We start from the raw sequence: 22,036 nt of genomic DNA on the forward strand, positions 1-22,036 counted from the left end.
CGGGCCTTTCCTTGGGGCGCTTTGTGTCAATGTGCGTCTTTAGAAAGCTGCAATCAAGGCGATCGCGGACAGGACCAGCCCGAGAACGGGCACAAAGAGTGGTACGGTAAAGGGGCCAGGTTCGCCTCGGCGTTTGACCGCGATAAGCGCGGCATTGACCAGGACAAAGACCGCCAGGAGTACGGCTGAAGTGGTCTCGGCCAATGTGGCGACGGGCAGAAGGATCGCGCCGAGGATAACGGCCAGGCCGATCAGGGTCGAGGCCAGCGCCGGGGTGCCAAAGCGCGGATGGACATGGTGGAACAGGGCCAGAGCCGGGCTGCGCTTGCCCAGGCCAAAGAGCACGCGGCTGGCCATGACGATTTGAGCGAGCACGCCATTCAGGGCAGCAAAAACCGCAATGGCGGAGAGAAAGCGCGCATCGCCGCCAGTGGCCGACGCCCAAACCAGGGCCAACGGTTGATCCGAGCCGGCCAAGGCTTCGGGCGGCACGGCGCGCAAAGCGGCCCAGACCACAAGCGCATAGAGGCTGGAGGTGATCACCAGAGAGATCAGGATGGCGCGGGGCATGGTAAACGTCGGGTCGCGGGTTTCCTCGGCCATGTTGACGATGTCCTCAAAGCCGATAAAGGCAAAGAAGGCGAGCATGGCCCCTGCCCCGATCCCGGGTGCGACCTCGGCCCAAGGAACAGCGGTTTCAGTGATTTGGGCGGGCGTTGGATCGGTGGTTGCCCCGGCCCAGACCACGAGGATCAGGCCAATGACTTCGATGGCTGTGAAGAGCGCGGCCAGGCTGAGGCTCTCCATCACGCCGATCACAGCGACGCCGGTGAGCAAGAGGCCCATGGCAATGGCAGCCCAGATCAGCGGCACATCAGCAATGCCAATGAGATAGCCCGCGCCGCCGCGCAACACGGCCGCCGCCGAGACCGTTCCGGCCAGCACAATGGCCAGCCCGACGAGAACGGCCAAGGCTTCGGAGCCAAAACCCTTGCCGATATAGGCGGCCTCGCCCGCAGCTTCGGGAATACGGGTGGAAAACTCTGCATAGGACAGCGCGGTCGGGGCGGCGATCAACCCAGCGAGAAGGAAGGCATAAGGGGCAAAATGGCCGGCAGCGCCAGCGACGGCGCCGACAAGCACATAGATCCCCGCCCCCACCATGACGCCAACGCCATAGGCGATGAGCAAGGGCAATCCGATGCGGCGTTTGAGATGGTCAGCCATGAGTGCTCTCCCCTGTTTGCGGAGAGATTTTGGCGGGTCTTGAGGGATCTTGCCTTGATGCAACGCAAGGTTCTGCGGTGGTGGTAAGGCGGGGCTTGGACGGTTGATGTGTTGACGGAGGGCGGGTTGGGGGCGCTGCCCCCGTCTGCCAAGGCAGACTCCCTCGGGATATTTTGGGCCCAAAGAAACCTGGGGGCGGTTAACCTAGCTTTAGGGTCATGCGCCTCCCCGCCCGAGCGGGTCGGGGTGGGTGGGTGGGCGACCTGCGAGGGCGGGGTCGCCAACCTATGTTTTTCAGTTTTGCAGGCGGGCTGGCAGGGCGTTGGCCCAGGCCGAGATTGTCCCGGCGCCAAGGCAGACCACCATATCACCGGGTTGCGCCTGTTCGCGCACCAGCCGTTCCAGATCTTCTTCGCTGATCAGCGCGCGGGCATGGCGGTGTCCGTGGCGCACCAGACCTGCGACCAGATCATCGCGGCTTGCGCCTTCGATCGGCTCCTCACCGGCGGCAAAGACCTCGGCGATAGCCACGACATCTGCATCGTTAAAGCAAGAGCAGAACTCTTCGAAATGGTGGTGCAGGCGGGAATAGCGATGTGGCTGATGCACCGCAATCACACGGCCGTCACAGGCCTGACGTGCGGCCTTGAGAACGGCGGCGATTTCGACCGGGTGGTGGCCGTAATCGTCGATGATGGTCACCCCATCCACTTCGCCCACCTTGGTGAACCGACGATTGACGCCGCCGAAATTCGCCAGGGCCTCGCGGATTTCATCGCCGCTCATGCCGAGATGACGGGCCACGGCCACGGCGGACAAAGCGTTAGAAACGTTGTGATCGCCGGGCATGGGCAGAGTGCAGCCTTCGATCACCATGTCTTCGGATTGGAACACCACATCAAAATGCGCCACGCCTGCCTTGTAAGTCAGGTTCACCGCGCGCACATCGGCCTGGGCGTTAAAGCCATAGGTCACAACGCGGCGGTCGGACACGCGACCGACCAGAGCCTGAACCTCGGGGTGGTCGATGCAGCAGACGGCCAACCCGTAAAAGGGGATGTTGGAGACAAATTGATAGAATCCGTCGCGCAGATTCTCGATGCTGCCCCAATGTTCCATATGTTCGGGGTCGATATTGGTAACGATGGCGACGGTGGCTGGAAGGCGGTTAAAGGTGCCGTCGCTTTCATCCGCCTCGACCACCATCCATTCGCCCTCGCCCATGCGAGCATTGGAACCATAGGCGTGGATGATGCCACCATTGACCACGGTCGGGTCGAACTGACCCGCATCCAGCAGGGTGGCCACCATGGTGGTGGTGGTGGTTTTGCCATGGGTGCCAGCCACCGCGACATTGGATTTCAGGCGCATCAGCTCGGCCAGCATTTCGGCGCGGCGCACCACGGGCAGACCACGGCGGCGGGCTTCGTCCAGTTCCGGATTGCCCGGTTTGATCGCCGAGGAAATCACCACGACCTCGGCCGCCTCAAGGTTTTCCGCCTTTTGGCCAACAAAGATATGCGCGCCGAGATCCGCAAGCCGTTTGGTGATCTTGCTTTCCTTCAGGTCCGAGCCCTGCACCACATAACCGTGATTGAGCAGCACTTCGGCGATGCCCGACATGCCGATACCGCCAATGCCGACAAAATGGATCGGCCCGACATCACCGGGAAGTTTGGTTGCCCCTGTCATGGCTGCGCTCCGTTCAAATTCCAGATCTTTCATGGCTCTGCCCCGCCTTTATTATCTTTATTCACGCGTTTCACTATTCTTTTGCGGCCCCTGCCCCGCCGCCAATTGCTCGACCAGGGTTCCCAGCTCTTCCGCTGCGTCGGGTTTGGAGACTGACAGCGCCGCATTGGCCATCTTGATCGAGCCCTGCTCATTGGTCAGGACCTGAAGGATCGCCTCGCTCAGGCTTTCGATGGTCAGCTTGCTTTCCGGCATGCGAATGGCGGCCCCGGCATCGACCAGGCCTTGGGCATTCACGGTTTGATGGTCGCCGGTGGCAATCTTGAGCGGGATCAGGATCGAGGGTCGACCGATCACGCTGATATCGGCCACGCTGGAGGCACCGGAGCGCGAGATCACCAGCTGCGCCTCGCTCATCCGGGCGGGAACATCGTGGAAAAACGGCTGCACATCGGCGCTGACACCGTGTTCCGCGTAATAGGTGCTGACGCGCTCGCCATCCTCGTCGCGGGCCTGGTGGCTGACGCGGAGATTGCCCAACACGTCCAAAGGCAGGGCGGCAATTGCGGGCGGCACCATATCCGACAGGATGCGCGCCCCTTGCGAGCCGCCGATCACCAGAACCGACATCGGGTACGGACCGGGGGCGATATAGCCCGCTCCGGCGCGTTCTTTGACCGAGGCGCGCACCGGGTTGCCCACATGCACGCCTTGGACATCCTCGGGCAAGGTGGTTGGCCAGGTGCCGCAGGCGATCAGATCGACGCGGCTGGCAAAGATCTCGTTCACGCGGCCAAGCACGCCATTTTGTTCATGGATCATGCGCGGCAGTTTCAGCAGCCAGGCGGCGGACAGCGCAGGGATGGAGGGATAGCCGCCAAAGCCGATCACCACATCCGGCCGATCCTTGCGGAACTTGAACAGGGTCGAGACCACGCCACCCAGAATACGAAACGGTACCAAGGCCTTGGCCGCGAAGCCACCTCGCGCGAAAGTGGCGCTGGAAACTTCCTCGATTTCGACACCTTCGGGAAAGGCCTGGGTGTAGCGCGCCCCGCGCGCATCGGTCGACAATTTGACCCGCCAGCCATGGGCAAGCATGCGTTCGGCCAAGGCCTGGGCCGGAAACATATGCCCGCCTGTGCCGCCTGCGGCCATCACCAATAAAGGCTTGCTCTCTGCCATCCTACCAACTCCACACCCGGATTTCGGGTCAGATACCGTATAGACCCCATCGGGGCAATCACATCGCTAGATCCTGCGCCGATCCTCGCCAGTTTTGCTCTACGATCATGATATCATTGAAACAGAGGTTCGCGCCCGACACCGAGGGCGGGCTTAAGCTAGATGGTGAGGCGTCAAAAACTGCATAAGGGTCCAAAGAATTCGGCCATCTCGTCATTCGCGCCCGCCCTGGGGGGCGGGGTCGGGCGCGAACCGGATCGCAAGCGATCCGGTGAAGACCCTGAAGGGTCCTCGCTCCGCTTGTTCGTTTCTCTGCCCCACAATAGTCCGTAGGGTGGGGTTTCACCCCACCATGGCTCATCGTGTGCGCCCGCGCAGGATATCGCCAATCTCGCCCTGCGGCCGCGAGCGGGTAAAGGCCAGCAACATCCCCACGGCGATGCCGCCTGCAATCAAAGAGGACCCGCCATAGCTCACAAAAGGCAGCGTCATGCCCTTGGCCGGCAAAAGCCGCACGGCAACGCCCATATTGATCATCGCCTGCACACCAAACATCGCCGCGAGCCCGGTTCCCGCAAAGCGGATGAACGGGTCGCGTTCGCGCATCAAGCGCACAAGCGAGCGCACCACGATGGTGGCATAAAGCGCGATCACCGCCAGCACCATGACCAGCCCGTATTCCTCGGCGGCCACGGCGATGATGAAATCCGTATGGGCATCGGGCAGCGACCATTTCACGGTACCCTCGCCCACACCAACGCCAAAGAACCCGCCCTCGCGGATCGCATTGGTGGCATAGCCCAGCTGTGTGGTCGGATCGACATCTGGGTTGAGAAAGCCGTCAATGCGGCGGGCAAAGTGATCAGAGGCCCCATAGGCGAACATACCCCCCAGAACCACAAGCCCGGCCAGCCCCAGCAAAAGGATCATCGGCGCACCGCCAACAAACCACATCACGCCCCAGCCAAACAGGATCAGCGAGGCCTGACCAAAGTCGGGCTGAAGGGCCAGCATCAGCACGATGGTAACCATGAGGATAAAGCTATAGGTGCGGCCCGGAGGCCCTCCAAGCTCCAGCCCCGAGGCCATGAGCCAGGCGGCCATGATCACAAAGGTCGGTTTCAGGAACTCCGAGGGCTGGATCGAGGCAATGCCCAGCGAGTACCAGCGCACCGCACCTTTGCCAAAATCCGTGCCCAGAACCGGCAGCAAGGCCAGCGCCACAAAGGCCGCGAGAAACCCCAGCACAGCCAGTCGGCGAACCAAAAGCGGGCTCATCATCGAGGTGAGGAACATCACCACCATGGCCAGCCCGCCAAAAAACGCCTGTCGCTGCACATAGTAGAACGGGGTTAATCCGTTGCGTTCCGCCAAGGGCGGAGAGGCCGCCAGCCCCAGCAGGATCCCCATGCCAAACAGCATCAGGATACAGCTGAGCGTCCACTTATCCACCGTGCGCCACCATTTGGGCAACACAGGTTCCACATCACGCACGGGGGCCGTGCCATACACCATCTCTGTCATGAGATCACCGCTACTCTGCCTCATCGTCCCGATTTTTCGGGATCGCTTTGCGACAGGTTAGCCGTTTACGCGGCTCTTGGCCAGAATTTTAACGTTAATGGCAGTATTGCCCGGGGGCGGCTGCGGCGCTCACATCCCCATGGCCCGTAAGGCCAGCAAGGTGGCAACGCCCGCGGCGACAGCAATCAGCAAGGAGCCACGCAGACAAATCAGGCCGGTGACCAGCATGGCCACAACACCCGGCAAGCCACCGCTAAACGCCGACGGGGCAACAAGCGCGGTCAGAATGGCGACGGGCACGGCGGACAGCGCCGCTTCGACCCGGTGATGGACCTTGCCGAATTGCAGCATGATCAAATGCCCACCGGCGCGCGTCAGATAGGTCGCCATGGCGCAAAGCAGAATGATAACAATGGTTTCATTCATGGTCTTGATCCTCTTTCGGCTTGCTGAGAACCGCCGCGACCAACATGCCAACGCCGCCGCCCAGGGTGATATGCCAGGGGCTGCCAAGGGTGCGATGCACCACAATGGCCGCCGCCGCGCTGACGATCAGGATCAGCCAGAACTGGCTGCGCCCTTTGAAACCCATAACAAGGCCGAGGAAGTAGAGCGGCAGGAGAAAATCAAAGCCCCAGGCATCGGGATTTTCGATCAGCGCCCCAAAGAAAATGCCCAGCGTATTGGCCCCAAGCCAGACGAAATATAGCGCAAAGGCATAGGCAAAATAATAGGCAGGCCGCAGCCCCTGCTTTTGCGCCCGCGCCTCGGATGCAGCAAATTGCGGGTCAACCAGCATGTGAAAGGCCAGGATCTTTTGCCCGGTGCCAAATGCCCCCATATGCCGCCCAATCGATGCGGAATAGAGCACATGGCGGAAGTTCACCGCAAAAACCGCCAGAACGATCGACCAGATCGGCACCTCCTGCCCCATCAGCTCGATCATTACGAATTGCGAGGCCCCGGCATAGATCGTGGCCGAAGCCAGCAGAACCTCGGCCATGGACAGCCCCTTTTCCGTGGCCACGGTGCCAAACACCGCCGCAAAAGGCACAATGGCCCCCAGCACCGGAGACACATCGCGCAACCCGGCGCGGATGTCGCCTTGGATGCTGCTTTGGGGGGCGGCTATATCGGCCATCTCAACCTCATATCGAACGTTGTCCATTTAGATGAACGCGCACATAGCGTTTGTCAAGGCGAACAACGGACATTAAAACGAACGAAACAGCTTCGAGGGGCCCATGACGCCAATCACACTCATCGCCCGCGCGCTCAAGCGCGAACGCAGCAAGGCGGGGCTGAGCCTGTCGGCCCTGGCCGAACGCGCCGGGCTGGCGAAATCCACCCTGTCGCAACTGGAAGCCGGGCAAGGCAATCCGAGCATTGAAACACTATGGGCGATTGCCAGCGCGCTGGATGTGCCTTTTGGTTTTCTGTTCGATACCGCGCCGCCGGAGCTGACTTTGGTGCGCGCTGGTGAGGGCACACCGATCAGCTCTGAGGGCACGGATCTTAAGGCTGTGCTTTTGTCCAACGGCCCGCCGGGCAGCCGCCGGGATCTTTATCGCTTTGATCTGGTGGCTGGTATGACCCGTGACGCCGCCGCCCATCCCCAGGGCACGATGGAGCATGTGCTGGTGGCCAGCGGGCGCGCGCGGGTCGGGCCCAAGGACGCGCCCGAAGAGCTGGGCCCCGGGGATTATTTCCGCTTTCCCGGCGATGTCGCCCATATCTATGAAGCGATCAGCGCGGAGGCGGTGTTGTTTTTGGCGATGGAGTTTCCGCGGTAGGAGCCTGCAGTCTTGCCGGATTTTCTTCACGCGGAATCAAGGCCTTTAGGCCGCCGCGTGATCGCCGTCCCGCCCGCCGGGTCGGCGATTTTTCTAGCGTTTTGGTGAACACGATTGTTGGAGAGAACTTGGCTGAGATAAAGTGGCAGAAACCAAGGTGATTTCGCCAACCCGCAGGACGGCGATCACGCGGCTTTTTTCAATTCAGCCCCATTCCCCCTTGCGCATTACGCCAAAGCAAGGCAGGCGCAGGGAATGAAGGTAGACACGCTAATCCTTGGGGCCGGGGCGGCCGGGTTGATGGCTGCGGCCCATGCCGGGCCGAACACGCTGCTGATTGATCACGCCAAAGCCCCGGGCGAAAAGATCCGCATTTCCGGCGGAGGGCGCTGCAACTTTACCAATATGTATGCCGGGTTCGAAAATTACCTGGGCCAGAACCGCCATTTCCACAAATCCGCCCTGACCCGCTACACGCAATGGGACTTTGTCGAACTGGTGGGCAAGCATGGCATTGCCTGGCATGAAAAGACACTGGGGCAGTTGTTTTGCGACGATAAGGCCACGCAGATCGTACAGATGCTGGTGAGCGAGTTGCGCGACGCCGGGGCGGACCTGTGGCTGCAGACCGAGGTCAAGGAACTGCGCCATGAGGGGACGCGCTTTGTCACCCGGCTGAGCCGAGAGGGCAAAGAGATCACCGTGACCAGCGCCAATCTGGTGGTGGCCACCGGGGGTAAGAGTATTCCCAAGATGGGGGCGACGGGGCTTGCCTATGACATAGCCCGCCAGTTTGGCCATGCGGTGACAGACACCCGCCCTGCCCTTGTGCCCTTTACCTTTGACAAGGGGCGCTTTGCCGAGATTTCCGGCGTCTCAGTGCCCAGCCAAATCAGCTGTAACGGCACCATGTTTGACGAAGCTCTGCTGTTCACCCATCGCGGGCTGTCCGGCCCGGCGGTGCTGCAAATCTCGAGCTATTGGCACGAGGGGGAAACGATCAGCGTCAATCTGCTCCCCAAAACCGATCTTGCAGCCGTGCTGAAAGACAAGCGGCGCAGCGAGGGGAAAAAGGCGTTGACCACGGAACTGGCGCAGCACCTGCCGGCACGATTGGTCGAGCACCTGAAAGCGGAAATGGATCTCAGCGACAAGCTGGGCGATCTGTCGGATAAGCGGATCGAGGCGCTGTGTCAGGACCTGACCGCCTGGGCGCTGAAACCCACCGGCACCGAGGGCTATCGCACCGCCGAGGTCACCCTGGGCGGGGTCGATACGGACGGGCTGAATTCGCAAAGCATGATGTCGAAATCCGTACCGGGCCTGTATTTCATTGGCGAGGCGGTGGATGTCACCGGCTGGCTCGGAGGGTTCAATTTCCAATGGGCCTGGTCCTCGGCGGTGGCGGCGGGCCAAGCCATCCGCGCGAGCTGTCAAAAATAAGTTACCCATTCTTTACAAGAATGTCGTGAGACCGTTAGGTTTGCCGCCAGAGCAACCTATATCGTCAGCATGTCCGATTACCCACCGTTTCAAATTCGCAACTGGCATCGCAGCATCGAAACGCAAGTGCCGCAAAAAGCGCTGCGTGATCTGAAGAACCGTCTGCTGTTTGGCCCTGACGCGCCGAAGAGTGATGAGCGGATCTTTATCGACCCGCGCCAAGTGACCCGCGTTTTTCAGCGCCGTAAGGGGATGAAACTGCTGCGCCGTCACACAGGGTTGGTGCGCGGTGGCGATTGGGATTTATCCACGCGCCCATTGCAAGAATTACGCAAATTCCGCGCGGTTTGGGAGCATTTTGTCGAGCATAAAAGCTGGGAAGAGACCGGCATCATCGAGTCTATGCTGCAATCGGTGCGCGAAAAGGGCATTTATGATGGCTGTCGCAATCGCGACGACATCCTCAAACGCTACCGCCATATTGACGCGCTATATGACAGTATCCGCCGCTTGGGCCGCATTCAAAGCATGGCGGAACGGCCCGAGTTTTTCCGTCGCGAATATGACGGGGTTTTTGTGCATGTGGATCGCCATGGCGAGGTGATGCTGGCGGGGAATGGCAACCACCGGCTGGCGATTGCCAAGGTGCTGGGGCTGACATCCATGCCCGCGCAATTGGGCGTGGTTCACCGCGACGCGGTGGAGAGCGGCGCCTTTGACAAGCTGCGTCAGGTGCCTGCCTCTTATGCTAAGGCTTCTGGCTGGGACGCGCCGCAATCCGCGTAAGGTGTTCTAAGGACGCCCTTAGAGCAGCTTTTCCACCTGCGCGACAAAATCATCGCCGCGTTTTTCGAAATTGTCGTATTGATCAAAGCTCGCCGCCGCCGGAGCCAACAGCACCACTTCGCCCGGTTGCGCGTCTTTGGCAGCCTCGGCCACGGCGCGCTCCATGCTGGTGCAAATCTCGGCCTCGACACCGGGGAGTTGCAGGGCAAAGCCTTCGGCCTCGCACCCGATCACATAGGCTTTGACCACATTGGCGCAACCCGGTTCCAAGGCCTCAAGCCCGCCTTCCTTCATCAAACCACCACAGACCCAGCGGATTTTCGGGAAAGCTTGTAGCGCTTTCAAAGCGGCGTCGACATTGGTGGCTTTGGAATCGTTCACAAAGCGCACGCCATCCTTTTCGCCCACCACCTGGCTGCGATGGGGCAGACCAGCAAAGCTGTGCAAGCCCTGTTCGATCTGGCGTGGGGCAAGGCCAACCGCTCGGCAGGCCGCATAGGCAGCGCAGGCGTTTTGGTGGTTATGCGCGCCGGGCAGGCCTGTGACTTCGCGCAAGTCGATCGAGGCGACCTGACGCCCTTTGCGCCATTCCGACAGAAACCCTTTGCGCGCAAAGACCTGCCAGCCCGGGCCGGTCAGCTTCGAGCCCGAAGAGACGCGGATCACCCGGTCATCCCCTGGCCCTTCGGCCAGTTGATTGGCCAGAAACAGGCCCTCATCCTCATCGACACCAATGATGGCGCGATCCGGCCCACCCTCGGCAAAGAGCCGACGTTTGGCGGCGAAATAGCCACCATGACCGCCATGGCGATCCAGATGGTCGGGGGAGAGATTGGTAAAGACCGCCACATCCGGGGTCAGGCTGCGGGCCAGCTCGGTCTGGTAGCTGGAGAGTTCCAGCACCACGACGCTGCCATTGATCAGCTCATCGATATCCAGCACACCGCGCCCGATATTGCCCGCCAATTGGCTGTCGCGCCCCGCACTTTCCAACAGGTGATGGATCAGGGCCGAAGTGGTGGATTTGCCGTTGGAGCCGGTGACGGTGATCACCTTGGGCGTGACATCAAAGGCGTCCCAACCCTGCCCCAACGATTGAAAGAACAGCCCGATATCATTGTCCACCGGCACGCCTGCGCGCAGGGCGGCAGCGATCACCGGGTTGGGCGTGGGATATAGATGCGGGATACCGGGGGAGACGACCAGACGGGTCAGCTCATCCATGGCTTTGCGCAGATCGCGGGCCTCGAACCCTTCGGCCTCGGCACGTTCGCGGGCGCTGGCATTGTCATCCCAGACGATGGGCACGGCCCCACCTTCGCGCAGAGCTCGCGCCGCTGACAGGCCAGAGCGGCCCAGGCCCAACACGCCAACCTTGGCCCCTGTCAGGCCCAGAACCGGGATCATGCGGGAACCTCGTGATAATTGGTGACGTAATAAGCGTCGCTATAGGTGAGCGACAAAGAGAAGTGACAGCTTTGCGGCAGCTTGGCCTTTACCGCCGCTTCGACATCGCCCATCAGCGCCTGGGTAAAAGTCGCGTCGCGATGCGGTTTGCTGAGCAGGCTGAGCGTCAGCAAGACATGGGTGTGATGAAACTGAGAGCAGTGATAGGCGCGCCCCTTGCAGGCCCCTGCCCCACCATCATGGCGTGAAATCACCGCTTCGATATCGGCGAGAATAGCCGCCGCATCCAAAGCCAGATCATCAGAGTATTTCAGCTCGGCATGTGGCATGGTCACCCCCGGTTTAAACGTGCCTTAACGCACCTTGAGCGTCGCGAGACCGATGATCGCCAGGATCAGCGAGATGATCCAGAAGCGGATCACGATGGTCGGTTCGGCCCAGCCTTTTTTCTCATAATGGTGATGGATCGGGGCCATCAGAAAGACGCGCTTGCCGGTGCGTTTGAAATAGAGCACCTGAATGATCACGCTCAGCGCTTCGAGCACAAACAGCCCGCCGACAATGGCCAGCACCAGCTCGTGCTTGGTGGCCACGGCAATCGCGCCCAAGGCACCGCCAAGGGCCAAAGACCCGGTATCGCCCATGAACACCGCCGCCGGTGGGGCGTTGTACCACAAGAAGCCCAGACCACCGCCGACAACGCCCGCCGCAAAGACGAGGATCTCACCGGTGCCGGGGACGTAATGCACGTCGAGATATTCGGTAAAGTCGACCCGGCCCACCGCATAGGCGATGATCCCGAGGGTCGAGGTGGCGATCATCACCGGCATGATGGCCAGCCCGTCAAGACCATCGGTCAGGTTCACCGCATTTGCGGCCCCGACGATCACGATGATCGAAAACGGCACGAACAGGATGCCGAGATTGAGCAAAACATCCTTGAACACTGGCAAGGCCAAATGGTTGGCCAGCCCTTCGGGATGGTATTGCGCGGCCCAGAAACCAGCGACGCCAGCAATGACAAAACCCAGCAAAAGCCGCACCTTACCGGAAACACCAGCGGTGTTCTGTTTCGACACTTTGGCATAATCATCAGCAAAGCCAATCGCCGCATAGGCCATGGTGACAAAGAGCACCATCCAGACAAAGGGGTTGTCCAGACGCGCCCAAAGCAGGGTCGAGGTCACAAGCGCGCCGATGATCAGCAGCCCGCCCATGGTGGGCGTACCGGCCTTGACGAAATGCCCCTCGGGGCCATCATCGCGGATCGGCTGGCCTTTGCCTTGTTTGCGGCGCAGGACGTTGATCAGGGGGCGGCCAAAGAGAAAGCCAAAGATCAAGGCTGTCAGAAAGGCGCCACCGGCGCGGAATGTGATGTAGCGGAACAGGTTGAACACATCCCCGCCATCGCTCAGTTCTGTCAGCCAATACAGCATTGCCTACCCCTTTACCCCTGCTTCTTGCGCGGGGGAGTGGCCCATTTTGCGCATCGCGTCAACCGCGCAGGCCCTTCCCATGTTGTTTGCCCCTTGGATTGGGGCCTTATTCTTAACGCTCTGATCCCTGTCGCCTCTGCCAGAGCCGCTGCCAGAGCGGTCGCCATTTGCCTGCCCGCGTCTGGAAAACACTTTTTCCCACGCGGCGCTCAGCATCACAGGCCCTTTCCGTCCAGCGCCGCCACGGCCACGCTGGATTGCTCGACATCATCAAAGGGATAGACCGTATCACCGACGGTTTGGCCGGTTTCATGGCCTTTGCCGCAAACCAGCAAGGCATCCCCCGGCCCCAGCGCATCCACCCCGCGCAGGATCGCCTCGGCGCGGTCGCCGACTTCGATTGCGTCTGGTGCCCCCGCCAGAACGGCCGCACGAATGCTGGCCGGGTCTTCGGAGCGTGGATTGTCATCGGTGACAATGACCATATCCGCGTTTTCCTGAGCCGCCCGCCCCATCAGGGGGCGTTTGCCAGCATCCCGATCTCCGCCCGCGCCGACAATGGCCACAAGGCGGCCCATGACATGGGGGCGCAGGGCCTTGATCGCGGTTGAGACCGCATCAGGCGTGTGAGCGTAGTCAACAAAGACCGCCGCGCCATTGTCGCGGGTCGCAGCCAGTTGCATACGGCCCCGAACCGTGCCGAGCATGGGCAGGCAGTCAAAGACTTCGCCCGCAGGCGCGCCACAGGCGATGGCCAGGCCCGCCGCCAGCAAGACGTTCTCGGCCTGAAAACCGCCGATCAACCCAAGCCGGGCCTGATAAACCGCCCCGCCCCAGCTCAGCCGGATCTCTTGACCGGTGGCGTCAAAGCGCTGCCCCTCAAGGCAGAGATCCGCCGCATGGCGACCCACGGTGATCACCTGTTGACCACGCGCCTTGGCAATGGCCAGCATGTCAACGCCGCGCGGATCGTCGATATTGATGACGGCGGTGCCTTCTTCGGGCAGGACACGGGCAAACAGCCCGGCCTTGGCGGCGAAATAATCGTCAAACGTCTCGTGGTAATCGAGATGATCCTGGGTGAAATTGGTAAAGCCCGCCGCCTTGAGCTGAACCCCGTCCAACCGGCGCTGCGCCAACCCGTGGCTTGAGGCCTCCATCGCCGCATGGGTGACATCCGCCGCCGCTGCGCCCGCCAACATGCGGTGCAAGGTGATCGGTTCGGGGGTGGTGTGCTGCAAAGGTGCGGTCCAATCGCCCTCAACCCCAGTGGTGCCCAGATTGACGGCGCGTTTGCCCAAGGCCTGCCAGATCTGGCGGGTAAAGGCCGAGACCGAGGTTTTGCCATTGGTGCCGGTCACCGCAATCACATGTTCAGGCTGCGCCCCCCACCACAGGGCGGCGGTATAGGCCAGGGCCTGACGGGGATCTTCGGCGATGATCAGGGCAGCATCAGAGGCCGCCAGCTCATCCGCAGCAATCTCGGCCCCTTCGGCATCGGTCAGGATCGCGCCCGCCCCCATGCGCAGGGCAAATTGGATGAATTCGCCGCCATGAACACGGGTCCCCGGCAGCGCGGCAAAAAGATAGCCCTCTTTGACTTCGCGGCTATCCACGGCAAGGCCCGTCACCTGCGCCTCGCGCCCGGCGCGCGCGGTCAATCCCAGCTCTGTCAGGCTTTTGCTATGCCCGGCTGTCATACTCATGAACGCCCCCAGCCTTCTTCTTTCGTCAAAAACGTTCTGCGCAAGCGGGCCTTTGCGGCCACGTTATTGCTTGATGCGCACAACGCTTTCCAATTGCCCTGTATTATACTCCGGACGCAAGCCCAGAAGCGGCGCAACGCGGCCAATCATTTCGGCGGCGACGGGCACAGCTGTCCAACCGGCGGTGCGGCGCGGTTTCTCGCCGCTGGTTTCAACCGGTTCGTCCAGGGTTACGATCAGCACATATTTCGGATCATGGGCAGGAAAGAGCGTGGCAAAGGTGGCGATGACCTTGTCATCATAATATCCGCCGCCGCGTTCCTTGGGTTTGTCCGCCGTGCCGGTTTTGCCACCAACATGATAGCCCGGCACTTCGCCAAAGCTGGCGGTGCCTTCGGTCACAACCTGGCGCAGCATCAGGCGCGAGGCGGCGGCGACCTGTTCGGACATGACGCGCGGGCCGTCCTGAGCGCCGTTTTGTTTGAGCAAGGTCGGCTTGACCGCGATGCCACCATTGGCAATGGCCGCATAACCCGCCGCAAGGTGCAATGGCGTTGTCGAAATACCGTGGCCATAGGAAATGGTCACCGCGCTGAGATCGGTCCAGCGTTTGGGCAACAAGGGTTTGCCGCCCTTGGCCTCGACAATTTCCGCCGGGGTCGGGTCAAAGAAGCCGAGGCTGCGCAGAAACTCTTGCTGCCGCTTGGGACCGATGGCCAAGGCCATTTTGCCGGTGCCCCGGTTCGAGCTTTTGATGATGATTTCAGAGACGCTGATCTGGCCGTAGTTCTTTTTCTTGAATTCACCGATCTGGTGGCCGCCAACCTTCATTGGTGGGCGGGTGTCGATCACGGTGTTTGGATTGACCAGCCCAAGATCCATCGCCTGCGCAGCGGCAAAGATCTTAAAGGTCGAACCCAGTTCGTAAACGCCCTGCACCGCACGGTTGAACAGCGGGCTGTCGGATGGGTTGCCTTCGACCAGCGGATTGGGGCGGTCATTGGGGTCAAAATCAGGCAGGCTGACGATGGAAATCACCTCACCCGTATGAACATCCATCAGGACCGAGGCAGCGCCCTTGGCGTTCAGCAGCTTCATCCCGGCATAAAGCACATCCTCGGATGCGGCCTGAACAGAAAGATCCAGCGAGAGCTCCAGCGGCGCACCTTCGCGCGCAGGGTTGCGCAGCTCTTCATCAAAGAATTTCTCTATGCCTGCTGTGCCAATTACCTCGGCGCTGTGCACACCCTCGCGGCCAAACCCGGCCCCGCCCAACACATGCGCTGCAATCGCACCGTTGGGATAAAGCCGCATTTCGCGCGGACCAAAGAGCAAGCCCGGTTCACCAATATCATGCACGGCCTGCATCTGCTCGGGGCTTAGCTTTTTGCGCACCCACATAAATTTCTTCTTGGGGTCGTTAAAGCGGCGCGCCATGGCCTCAACATCCATGTCAGGAAAGATCTTGCCCAGCTCTTTGGCGGTGCGATCCGGTTCGATCATCTGCTGGGGATGCGCATAAAGGCTGTGCGTATCCATATTCGTGGCCAGCACCCGGCCCCGCCGGTCGACAATATCGGCGCGGCTGGCGACAATCGACGCCCCGGTGGAGGCTGCGCGCGGCTCGACTGGTTCGGTCGCGGCAATGGCGCCCATACGCGCGCCAATCACCCCAAAGGCGCAAAAGAACATGACACCCAACACCAAAAGCCGCCCTTCGGATTGCAGGCGGGTGCGGTCGCGCATCTGCTCGTGCCGCAGACGGCGGTTTTCCTTTTCGATGGCGTCGGGGTTTTCGCCCTTTTGACGTGCCTCAAGAATGCGGGCCAGCGGGCGAAGCGGTGTGCGCATCATGGCTGCGTCGCTCCTGTGCTGATCACATCAATAGGCTCGCTCACCTCAAGCGGGATCTCGGGCACCGGGCGGATCACATCCCGGACCGAGCCGAATTGATCCGGGCGCAACGGCATGAGGCCAAGGCGGGAATAGTTCATATCCGCCAGTTCTTTCAGCCGGTCGGGGCGGTTCAGATAGGCCCATTCGGCCCGCAGGATTGCAAGACGTTCGCGCGCCTCGCCAATGTCGCGGCGCAGCGCGTCAACGCGGTCCAGCTCGTCCTGGGTGCGATAGTTTTCATGATAGGCCCAATACCCTGTGCCAATCACCGCCAAGGCGCTGAGAAGAAAAAGCAAACCACGCATCTCAGTGTCTCCTATCTTGGATTTGCCCGGCAACCAGGGGCATGGCGATCTCGCCGGGGTCAATATCGCGCGCCGCAATCGATGTGCGCCGCGCAACACGCAGCTTGGCCGAGCGCGCGCGGGGGTTTTCCACCAGCTCATCCTTGTCCGGGCCAACCGCTTTGCGGGTCAGGATCTCAAAGGGCTGAGTCATCTCGGGGGCCTCTTTAGCGTAGCGATTGACCTTGACCTTTTTCTCACCGTGTTCCTGGAAAAAGCGTTTGACCATGCGGTCTTCGACGGAATGGAATGTCACGACGGCCAAAAGCCCGCCGGGTTTGAGCACACGCTCCGCCGCCATCAGCCCCTGCCAAAGCGCGCCATATTCGTCATTCACCGCAATGCGCAGCGCCTGAAAGCTGCGGGTGGCGGAATGGGATTGGCCGGGCTTGCTGCGCCCAATGGTCTTTTCGATCAGATCAGCCAGTTGCAGCGTGGTTTCAAACGGGGTTTCGGCGCGCGCCTCGACAATGCGGCGGGCGATTTTGCGCGATTGGCGTTCTTCACCATAGATATAAAGAATGTCGGCCAGCGCCTCCTCAGAGGCCTCGTTGACCAGATCCGCCGCGCTTTGCCCGGCTTGCGCCATGCGCATATCCAGCGGGCCGTCCTTCATGAAACTGAAACCGCGCTCGGCCTGATCGAGCTGCATGGAGGACACCCCAAGATCAAGCACCACGCCATCGGCGGCCTCAACCACCTGATCAAGGTGGGCAAAATTACCCTCGACCAGGTCAAGCCGCCCGGCATACTCGCCGATCCAATCCATCGCCATGTCATGCGCCAGCGGGTCGCGATCAATACCGATCACGCGCTCGGCCCCGGCCTCGACCAAAGCACGGGAATACCCTCCTGCCCCAAAGGTGCCGTCAATCCAGATACCAGACACAGGTGAAACCGCCTCGATCAGAGGCCGCAGAAGAACCGGAATATGTGGCTTGCCCCCCGACATGGCCTCAGATGTCCTCTTCGTCGTCTTCGTCGAGCAACATCAGAGGATCAAAATCATCATCCTGCTCGTCGAGGAATTCCTCGGTGGCCTCCATCTCGGCCTCGTATGTCTCGGGCTCCCAAATCTGGAAGGTGTCGGCGGCACCGGCAAATTGCGCCTCTTTCGAGATGCCGATCTTGTCGCGCAGCTTGGCGGGAAGAACAATGCGCCCGGTCTCATCCACAGAGGTGGTCATGGACTGGCTGAGGAACAGACGTTCCAGAATGCGTCGTTTCTGGCTGCCACGCTTCATTCCGGAAATACGATCTTCGACCGCTTCCATTTCCTCAATCGTGTAGCATTCCAGGTATTTGCGGCGACGATCGCCATAGACGATCACAAAGTTCGGGTTCAGGCCGTCAGTCCAATCCGGGTCACCGGCCTGAAGAACACGGCGAAAGGAGGCTGGGATAGACACCCGCCCCTTTGTATCGACCTTATGCCGACTTTCACCTCTGAACCTCAGCCTACGGCTCACTGTCCCGGCCTCTGCCCTTCTCCCCCAGCTTGAAACGAAATACGGCGGGTTGATCTGCTGCCACTGATCAACCCGCCGCTTGACCCGCTAGGCGGGTATCTCCGACTGCGCGCGCCACCTGGGGGGATGTCTGCTCGCCCGCGCGCCGGATCCTTATTGGGATGAGAGCGGATGCCTGTATGAACCTGCTCTTATTTTTATTTTTGAAGTCGGTGTGGGGTCGTTAGCGCCCCGTTATCCGTCTCTCATCCTGTGATCTATGGATGCCATGGGAAATCATGGGACGCAACAGTTTTTTGTGGGAATTTTCTGGACTGGAGGGTTGGTCGGCGCTGCCAAGGTCATGATCTCATACCTAAATTTAGGCAAAATCATCCACAGTTAGGCGGATAATTCCCAACGGCAACTACATATAGACAAAAGTAGGAGACGCCAAAATGTCCCATAATTTCCCAGAAAAACTCGAATTTGACGTTCAAACCCTCCCCTGAGGGCTCGCGACGCCCGTGATATAGGCAGTTATCCACAGGAAATCACCCCTTACCCGCCAAAAACGATTCGTTTTGGCGGTGATTTGCCGGTCTCACCACTGCCACCCAGCGACTTTCCCAAGATTTCCCATATCGCGACCCATGTTTTCCCATATGACCGCCACACAGGATATGTCGGGTCTTTTCGTGCGGTTTTAACGAATAAAATGTCGGACTGACATGGGACCGGGCGGGTCGAAAATGGCAAACCGGATCAAATCAAAGCCCTACGACCGGTTCTCTATTCTTAGGAAACGACGGCTCTTATTAATGAATAGCCTAGCAGCAGGCAGGCCGCTTCATCTGCACTCTCGAACCAACTCGTCAGGAGAGAATACAAAGCCTTTTACCAAAAATCAGGTCCGTTTCTTCTTTCTTAAGCCGTTTCGCCTAAGATCAGGTCCGCTTTGGACGGAGACCGGAATGGCAGGCTCTAGGAAACAGGTGATCGCTGGTACGCGTCGGGAAGAACGCTTAATCTTGGACCTTGCCAGTGTGGCAAGTGATAAGGCGACAAAGGTGAACTGCCTCATTTACGACATCACGGTTGATGGCGCTCTGATCAAATTCAACACTGAAGAACGCCCTTTTGAGGAGGGCGCGCGGATCAATCTGACACTCCCCGAATTTGGCCCCTGCTATGGCACCATTCGCTGGTATGGAGCCCGCAAAGCCGGAGTGGAATTCACCTTGGCCACGGATGAACGTCGGATGTTGCGCAATATCCTGGATGGGTTGATCTAAACTCAAATTCCAGCCCCTCCCGCGTCACGCGACAGACACATATTTATGTGTGCGCATTGAGTGCCCTTCCCCCGGACCGCCCCACTTACCCTCCTTGACCCTGCGCGCGGCTTGATTGATACCTGCGCCCAAGGAGTTCCCATGACCATCACCATTACTGACAGCCATTGCCATCTGGATTTCCCCGATTTCGACGAGGAACGCCCAGAGATTGTTCAACGCGCGGGTGACGCAGGCGTGGCGCGCATGGTCACGATCTGCACGCGGCTGCGCAATGAACCAGCGGTGCGCGCCATCGCCGAGGCCTATCCGCAGGTCTTTTACGCCGCTGGCACCCACCCGATGAGCGCCGCCGAAGAGCCTCTGGCCAGCGTTCAAGAGCTGGTGACCCTGGCGCAGCATCCGAAATTTGTTGGCATTGGTGAGACCGGGCTGGATTACCACTATACCGCCGACAGCGCCGAGATCCAAAAGCAAAGCCTGCGCATTCACATCGAAGCAGCACAGGAAACCGGCCTGCCGCTGATCATCCATGCCCGCGCCGCGGATGATGACATGGCCCGCATCCTGACCGAGACCTATGAGGCCCGCCCTTATCATTGTGTCATGCATTGCTTTTCCAGTTCGGCTGAACTGGCGCAGGCCGCGCTTGACCTTGGGTTTTACCTGTCCATGTCGGGCATCGCCGCCTTTCCCAAAAGCCAGGAGCTGCGCGATATTTTTGCCAAGGCTCCCTTGGATCGCATTCTGGTCGAAACCGACAGCCCCTATCTCGCGCCGCCCCCCTATCGCGGCAAGCGCAATGAACCCTCTTATGTGGTGAACACGGCCAAGGTCGGGGCCGAGCTGTTTGGCCTGCCCTATGAGGAGTTTGCCCGCGCCACCGAGGCCAATTTCGACCGCCTCTTCCCCAAGGCCAGCCTGAAAAAGGCCGCCGCATGAGCGCCGAGTTACGTTTCACCATTCTGGGCTGTGGCAGTTCCGGCGGCGTGCCGCGGATTGGCGGTCATTGGGGCGCATGCGACCCAAACAACCTGCGCAACCGGCGGCGGCGCTGTTCCATGCTGATCGAACGCGAAACCGAGGCCGGCACCACCTCGGTTCTGATCGACACCACCCCGGATATGCACGCCCAGCTGATTGATGTGGGCATTGCCAAGGTCGACGCCGTGGCCTGGACCCATGCCCATGCAGATCACGTGCACGGGCTCGATGATCTGCGTCAGATCGTGTTCAACACCCGCGAGCGGCTGAATGTCTGGGCCGATGGCGATACGCAAAACGCGCTTCTCTCGCGCTTTGGCTATGCCTTTGCCCAGCCCGAAGGCTCGCCCTATCCGCCGATTCTGAACATGCACACAATCGATGGGCCGTTCACGATTTCCGGTGCCGGTGGCGACATCACCCTCACCCCGTTCGAGGTCAATCACGGTGCGATCGAGGCCTTGGGCTTTCGCGTCAACGATCTGGCTTACCTGCCCGATGTGGCGACCATTCCCGATGACGTCTGGCCGCATCTCGAAGGGTTGGATTGCTGGATCCTCGACGCCCTGCGCCGCACGCCGCATCCCACCCACGCCCATCTAGATTTGGCGCTGGAATGGATCGCCCGCGTCGCCCCACGCCGCGCTGTGCTGACCAATATGCATATCGATCTCGATTATGCGGAGGTTGAGGCCGAAACCCCAGATCACATCACGCCAGCCTATGACGGCATGGTGATCCGCTATGATGTTTAACTTCGTTCGGTTTCTTCTTGGTGCAAATATCCCCGCCGGAGGCCAAGCCCACGCGGCGCGCCCCGCTTGTCGCATCGCCACCAGCAGCGCGCCTTGCGCCAGCGCGACACGCGCAGCGGGGCGCAATCCCTCCCATGTAGACGGATAACCTGATGCAAGCGCTTCTCGACGTCATCCTGCCTGTCTTTCTGGTGATCGGTGCAGGCTATGGCGCGGTTTGGCGCGGATGGTTTTCTGACAGCGCGGTTGATGGGTTGATGAGTTTCACCCAGAACTTTGCCGTGCCCTGCCTGCTGTTCCGGGCGATCTGGACTTTGGATATCGGGCCGGATTTCGACCCGTTGATCCTGCTCTCCTTTTACGCAGGCTCGGCGACCGGGTTTGTGGTTGGCCTGCTTGGTGCGCGTTACCTGTTCAAACGCGATTGGGAAGACGCGGTCGCCATAGGGTTCTGCTGCCTCTTTGCCAATTCGGTGCTGATCGGCCTGCCCATCACCGAGCGCGCCTATGGCTCTGATGCCCTCGCAGCCAATTTTGTCATCGTCGCCCTGCATTCTCCGTTTTGCTACTGCATCGGCATCACCGCGATGGAGCTGGTCCGCGCGCGCGGAGCACCTGCGCGGGAACTGCCGAGCAAGGTCGCCCGGGCCATGTTCCGCAATGCGCTGGTGATTGGCATCCTGCTAGGGCTGGTTGCGAACCTGTCCGGCATGTCCCTGCCCGGCCCTTTGACCGACGCGATTGACATGATGATCCGCGCCGCCCTGCCCGCCGCGCTGTTTGGCATGGGCGGTGTGCTGTTTCGTTACCGCCCGCAGGGGGATGGCCGCGTGATTGCCTTTATTTGCGTTGTGACCCTTATCCTGCATCCCACCATCACCTGGACTTTGGGATCTCTCTCGCAGCTATCGACGCCCGCGTTCCGCTCTGCCGTCCTCACCGCTTCCATGGCCCCTGGCATCAATGCCTATGTCTTTGCCAATATGTATGGGCGCGCCCGACGGGTGGCGGCCTCGTCAGTCTTGATTGCGACCGGTCTCTCGGTCATCACCGTCTGGGTCTGGCTCTCGCTGCTGCCCTGACCGCTGCGAGGCCCGCCAATCGGCGGGATGAGC

21 protein-coding genes are annotated in these 22,036 nt (G+C 60.6%); 7 read left to right on the top strand and 14 right to left on the bottom strand.

The features are described 5' to 3' along the window. Positions 1-39: 39 nt before the first annotated feature. From CLV87_RS00740 to CLV87_RS00765, 6 genes are all read right to left on the bottom strand, one after another. Positions 40-1,227, bottom strand: coding sequence for an APC family permease (locus CLV87_RS00740; RefSeq protein ID WP_099244248.1), 1,188 nt, complete (start codon positions 1,225-1,227; stop codon positions 40-42). 294 nt (positions 1,228-1,521) lie between these two features. Next, entirely contained in the window at positions 1,522-2,919 is a 1,398-nt protein-coding gene (murC, locus tag CLV87_RS00745) for a UDP-N-acetylmuramate--L-alanine ligase (RefSeq protein WP_099244941.1), read from the bottom strand. 57 nt (positions 2,920-2,976) lie between these two features. Continuing rightward, positions 2,977-4,104, bottom strand: a complete 1,128-nt coding sequence (locus CLV87_RS00750; protein WP_099244247.1) for a UDP-N-acetylglucosamine--N-acetylmuramyl-(pentapeptide) pyrophosphoryl-undecaprenol N-acetylglucosamine transferase — start codon at positions 4,102-4,104, stop codon at positions 2,977-2,979. Positions 4,105-4,461: 357 nt separating this feature from the next. After that, positions 4,462-5,628, bottom strand: coding sequence for a putative lipid II flippase FtsW (ftsW, locus tag CLV87_RS00755; protein ID WP_099244245.1), 1,167 nt, complete (start codon positions 5,626-5,628; stop codon positions 4,462-4,464). Positions 5,629-5,757: 129 nt separating this feature from the next. Continuing rightward, complete coding sequence (locus tag CLV87_RS00760; RefSeq protein WP_099244243.1) at positions 5,758-6,054, bottom strand: AzlD family protein; 297 nt, start codon at positions 6,052-6,054, stop codon at positions 5,758-5,760. After that, positions 6,047-6,769: an AzlC family ABC transporter permease gene (locus CLV87_RS00765; protein ID WP_166652714.1), complete on the bottom strand. Its 723-nt coding sequence runs from the start codon at positions 6,767-6,769 to the stop codon at positions 6,047-6,049. The genes CLV87_RS00760 and CLV87_RS00765 overlap by 8 nt, the downstream gene beginning before the upstream one ends. A 103-nt stretch (positions 6,770-6,872) precedes the next feature. Between CLV87_RS00765 and CLV87_RS00770 the strand changes: the two genes are divergently transcribed. From CLV87_RS00770 to CLV87_RS00780, 3 genes are all read left to right on the top strand, one after another. Then, positions 6,873-7,421 (top strand): helix-turn-helix domain-containing protein, encoded by a 549-nt coding sequence (locus CLV87_RS00770; RefSeq protein ID WP_099244240.1) that lies wholly within the window; start codon positions 6,873-6,875, stop codon positions 7,419-7,421. A 255-nt stretch (positions 7,422-7,676) separates the two neighbouring features. Beyond that, a complete protein-coding gene (locus CLV87_RS00775) occupies positions 7,677-8,864 on the top strand; it encodes a BaiN/RdsA family NAD(P)/FAD-dependent oxidoreductase (protein WP_099244239.1) in 1,188 nt (395 codons plus the stop codon). A 69-nt stretch (positions 8,865-8,933) separates the two neighbouring features. Beyond that, complete coding sequence (locus CLV87_RS00780; protein WP_099244237.1) at positions 8,934-9,650, top strand: hypothetical protein; 717 nt, start codon at positions 8,934-8,936, stop codon at positions 9,648-9,650. 18 nt (positions 9,651-9,668) lie between these two features. Here the strand turns inward: CLV87_RS00780 and murD are convergent, their stop codons facing one another. The 8 genes from murD to mraZ all read right to left on the bottom strand — a co-directional run bounded on the left by murD (position 9,669) and on the right by mraZ (position 17,908). Next, positions 9,669-11,057, bottom strand: coding sequence for a UDP-N-acetylmuramoyl-L-alanine--D-glutamate ligase (gene murD, locus CLV87_RS00785; protein WP_099244235.1), 1,389 nt, complete (start codon positions 11,055-11,057; stop codon positions 9,669-9,671). Continuing rightward, entirely contained in the window at positions 11,054-11,386 is a 333-nt protein-coding gene (locus CLV87_RS00790; protein ID WP_099244233.1) for a hypothetical protein, read from the bottom strand. Before CLV87_RS00790 ends, murD begins: the two co-directional genes overlap by 4 nt. A gap of 24 nt (positions 11,387-11,410) precedes the next feature. After that, a complete protein-coding gene (mraY, locus tag CLV87_RS00795; RefSeq protein WP_099244231.1) occupies positions 11,411-12,493 on the bottom strand; it encodes a phospho-N-acetylmuramoyl-pentapeptide-transferase in 1,083 nt (360 codons plus the stop codon). A gap of 215 nt (positions 12,494-12,708) precedes the next feature. After that, positions 12,709-14,199 (bottom strand): UDP-N-acetylmuramoyl-L-alanyl-D-glutamate--2,6-diaminopimelate ligase, encoded by a 1,491-nt coding sequence (locus CLV87_RS00800; protein ID WP_235871794.1) that lies wholly within the window; start codon positions 14,197-14,199, stop codon positions 12,709-12,711. A 63-nt stretch (positions 14,200-14,262) separates the two neighbouring features. Continuing rightward, positions 14,263-16,053 (bottom strand): peptidoglycan D,D-transpeptidase FtsI family protein, encoded by a 1,791-nt coding sequence (locus tag CLV87_RS00805; protein WP_099244225.1) that lies wholly within the window; start codon positions 16,051-16,053, stop codon positions 14,263-14,265. Beyond that, positions 16,050-16,400, bottom strand: a complete 351-nt coding sequence (ftsL, locus tag CLV87_RS00810; protein WP_099244223.1) for a cell division protein FtsL — start codon at positions 16,398-16,400, stop codon at positions 16,050-16,052. Before ftsL ends, CLV87_RS00805 begins: the two co-directional genes overlap by 4 nt. Before the next feature lies 1 nt (position 16,401). Then, positions 16,402-17,391 (bottom strand): 16S rRNA (cytosine(1402)-N(4))-methyltransferase RsmH, encoded by a 990-nt coding sequence (gene rsmH / locus CLV87_RS00815; RefSeq protein ID WP_099244221.1) that lies wholly within the window; start codon positions 17,389-17,391, stop codon positions 16,402-16,404. A gap of 4 nt (positions 17,392-17,395) precedes the next feature. Beyond that, complete coding sequence (mraZ, locus tag CLV87_RS00820; RefSeq protein WP_099244219.1) at positions 17,396-17,908, bottom strand: division/cell wall cluster transcriptional repressor MraZ; 513 nt, start codon at positions 17,906-17,908, stop codon at positions 17,396-17,398. 953 nt (positions 17,909-18,861) lie between these two features. Here mraZ and CLV87_RS23735 point away from each other — a divergent pair. The 4 genes from CLV87_RS23735 to CLV87_RS00840 all read left to right on the top strand — a co-directional run bounded on the left by CLV87_RS23735 (position 18,862) and on the right by CLV87_RS00840 (position 22,003). Next, a complete protein-coding gene (locus CLV87_RS23735; protein WP_166652636.1) occupies positions 18,862-19,182 on the top strand; it encodes a PilZ domain-containing protein in 321 nt (106 codons plus the stop codon). A gap of 141 nt (positions 19,183-19,323) precedes the next feature. After that, positions 19,324-20,124, top strand: coding sequence for a TatD family hydrolase (locus CLV87_RS00830; protein WP_099244215.1), 801 nt, complete (start codon positions 19,324-19,326; stop codon positions 20,122-20,124). Further along, positions 20,121-20,921, top strand: coding sequence for an MBL fold metallo-hydrolase (locus CLV87_RS00835; RefSeq protein WP_099244213.1), 801 nt, complete (start codon positions 20,121-20,123; stop codon positions 20,919-20,921). The genes CLV87_RS00830 and CLV87_RS00835 overlap by 4 nt, the downstream gene beginning before the upstream one ends. Before the next feature lie 152 nt (positions 20,922-21,073). Then, complete coding sequence (locus CLV87_RS00840; protein ID WP_099244211.1) at positions 21,074-22,003, top strand: AEC family transporter; 930 nt, start codon at positions 21,074-21,076, stop codon at positions 22,001-22,003. The last annotated feature ends 33 nt before the right edge of the window (positions 22,004-22,036 follow it).

Source organism: Pelagimonas phthalicica (assembly GCF_004364805.1).
In the GTDB taxonomy this organism is placed as follows: domain Bacteria; phylum Pseudomonadota; class Alphaproteobacteria; order Rhodobacterales; family Rhodobacteraceae; genus Pelagimonas; species Pelagimonas phthalicica.

Excerpts from the sequence above, each read along its gene's own strand:
- CLV87_RS00775 (WP_099244239.1), top strand. The coding sequence starts at position 7,677 with ATGAAGGTAGACACGCTAATCCTTGGGGCCGGGGCGGCCGGGTTGATG.
- CLV87_RS00805 (WP_099244225.1), bottom strand. The coding sequence starts at position 16,053 with ATGATGCGCACACCGCTTCGCCCGCTGGCCCGCATTCTTGAGGCACGT.
- murC (WP_099244941.1), bottom strand. The coding sequence starts at position 2,919 with ATGACAGGGGCAACCAAACTTCCCGGTGATGTCGGGCCGATCCATTTT.
- CLV87_RS00760 (WP_099244243.1), bottom strand. The coding sequence starts at position 6,054 with ATGAATGAAACCATTGTTATCATTCTGCTTTGCGCCATGGCGACCTAT.
- CLV87_RS23735 (WP_166652636.1), top strand. The coding sequence starts at position 18,862 with ATGGCAGGCTCTAGGAAACAGGTGATCGCTGGTACGCGTCGGGAAGAA.
- CLV87_RS00800 (WP_235871794.1), bottom strand. The coding sequence starts at position 14,199 with ATGAGTATGACAGCCGGGCATAGCAAAAGCCTGACAGAGCTGGGATTG.
- CLV87_RS00740 (WP_099244248.1), bottom strand. The coding sequence starts at position 1,227 with ATGGCTGACCATCTCAAACGCCGCATCGGATTGCCCTTGCTCATCGCC.
- CLV87_RS00790 (WP_099244233.1), bottom strand. The coding sequence starts at position 11,386 with ATGCCACATGCCGAGCTGAAATACTCTGATGATCTGGCTTTGGATGCG.
- CLV87_RS00750 (WP_099244247.1), bottom strand. The coding sequence starts at position 4,104 with ATGGCAGAGAGCAAGCCTTTATTGGTGATGGCCGCAGGCGGCACAGGC.
- CLV87_RS00830 (WP_099244215.1), top strand. The coding sequence starts at position 19,324 with ATGACCATCACCATTACTGACAGCCATTGCCATCTGGATTTCCCCGAT.
- CLV87_RS00770 (WP_099244240.1), top strand. The coding sequence starts at position 6,873 with ATGACGCCAATCACACTCATCGCCCGCGCGCTCAAGCGCGAACGCAGC.
- ftsL (WP_099244223.1), bottom strand. The coding sequence starts at position 16,400 with ATGCGTGGTTTGCTTTTTCTTCTCAGCGCCTTGGCGGTGATTGGCACA.
- CLV87_RS00765 (WP_166652714.1), bottom strand. The coding sequence starts at position 6,769 with ATGGCCGATATAGCCGCCCCCCAAAGCAGCATCCAAGGCGACATCCGC.
- CLV87_RS00780 (WP_099244237.1), top strand. The coding sequence starts at position 8,934 with ATGTCCGATTACCCACCGTTTCAAATTCGCAACTGGCATCGCAGCATC.
- mraY (WP_099244231.1), bottom strand. The coding sequence starts at position 12,493 with ATGCTGTATTGGCTGACAGAACTGAGCGATGGCGGGGATGTGTTCAAC.
- rsmH (WP_099244221.1), bottom strand. The coding sequence starts at position 17,391 with ATGTCGGGGGGCAAGCCACATATTCCGGTTCTTCTGCGGCCTCTGATC.
- murD (WP_099244235.1), bottom strand. The coding sequence starts at position 11,057 with ATGATCCCGGTTCTGGGCCTGACAGGGGCCAAGGTTGGCGTGTTGGGC.
- ftsW (WP_099244245.1), bottom strand. The coding sequence starts at position 5,628 with ATGACAGAGATGGTGTATGGCACGGCCCCCGTGCGTGATGTGGAACCT.
- CLV87_RS00835 (WP_099244213.1), top strand. The coding sequence starts at position 20,121 with ATGAGCGCCGAGTTACGTTTCACCATTCTGGGCTGTGGCAGTTCCGGC.
- CLV87_RS00840 (WP_099244211.1), top strand. The coding sequence starts at position 21,074 with ATGCAAGCGCTTCTCGACGTCATCCTGCCTGTCTTTCTGGTGATCGGT.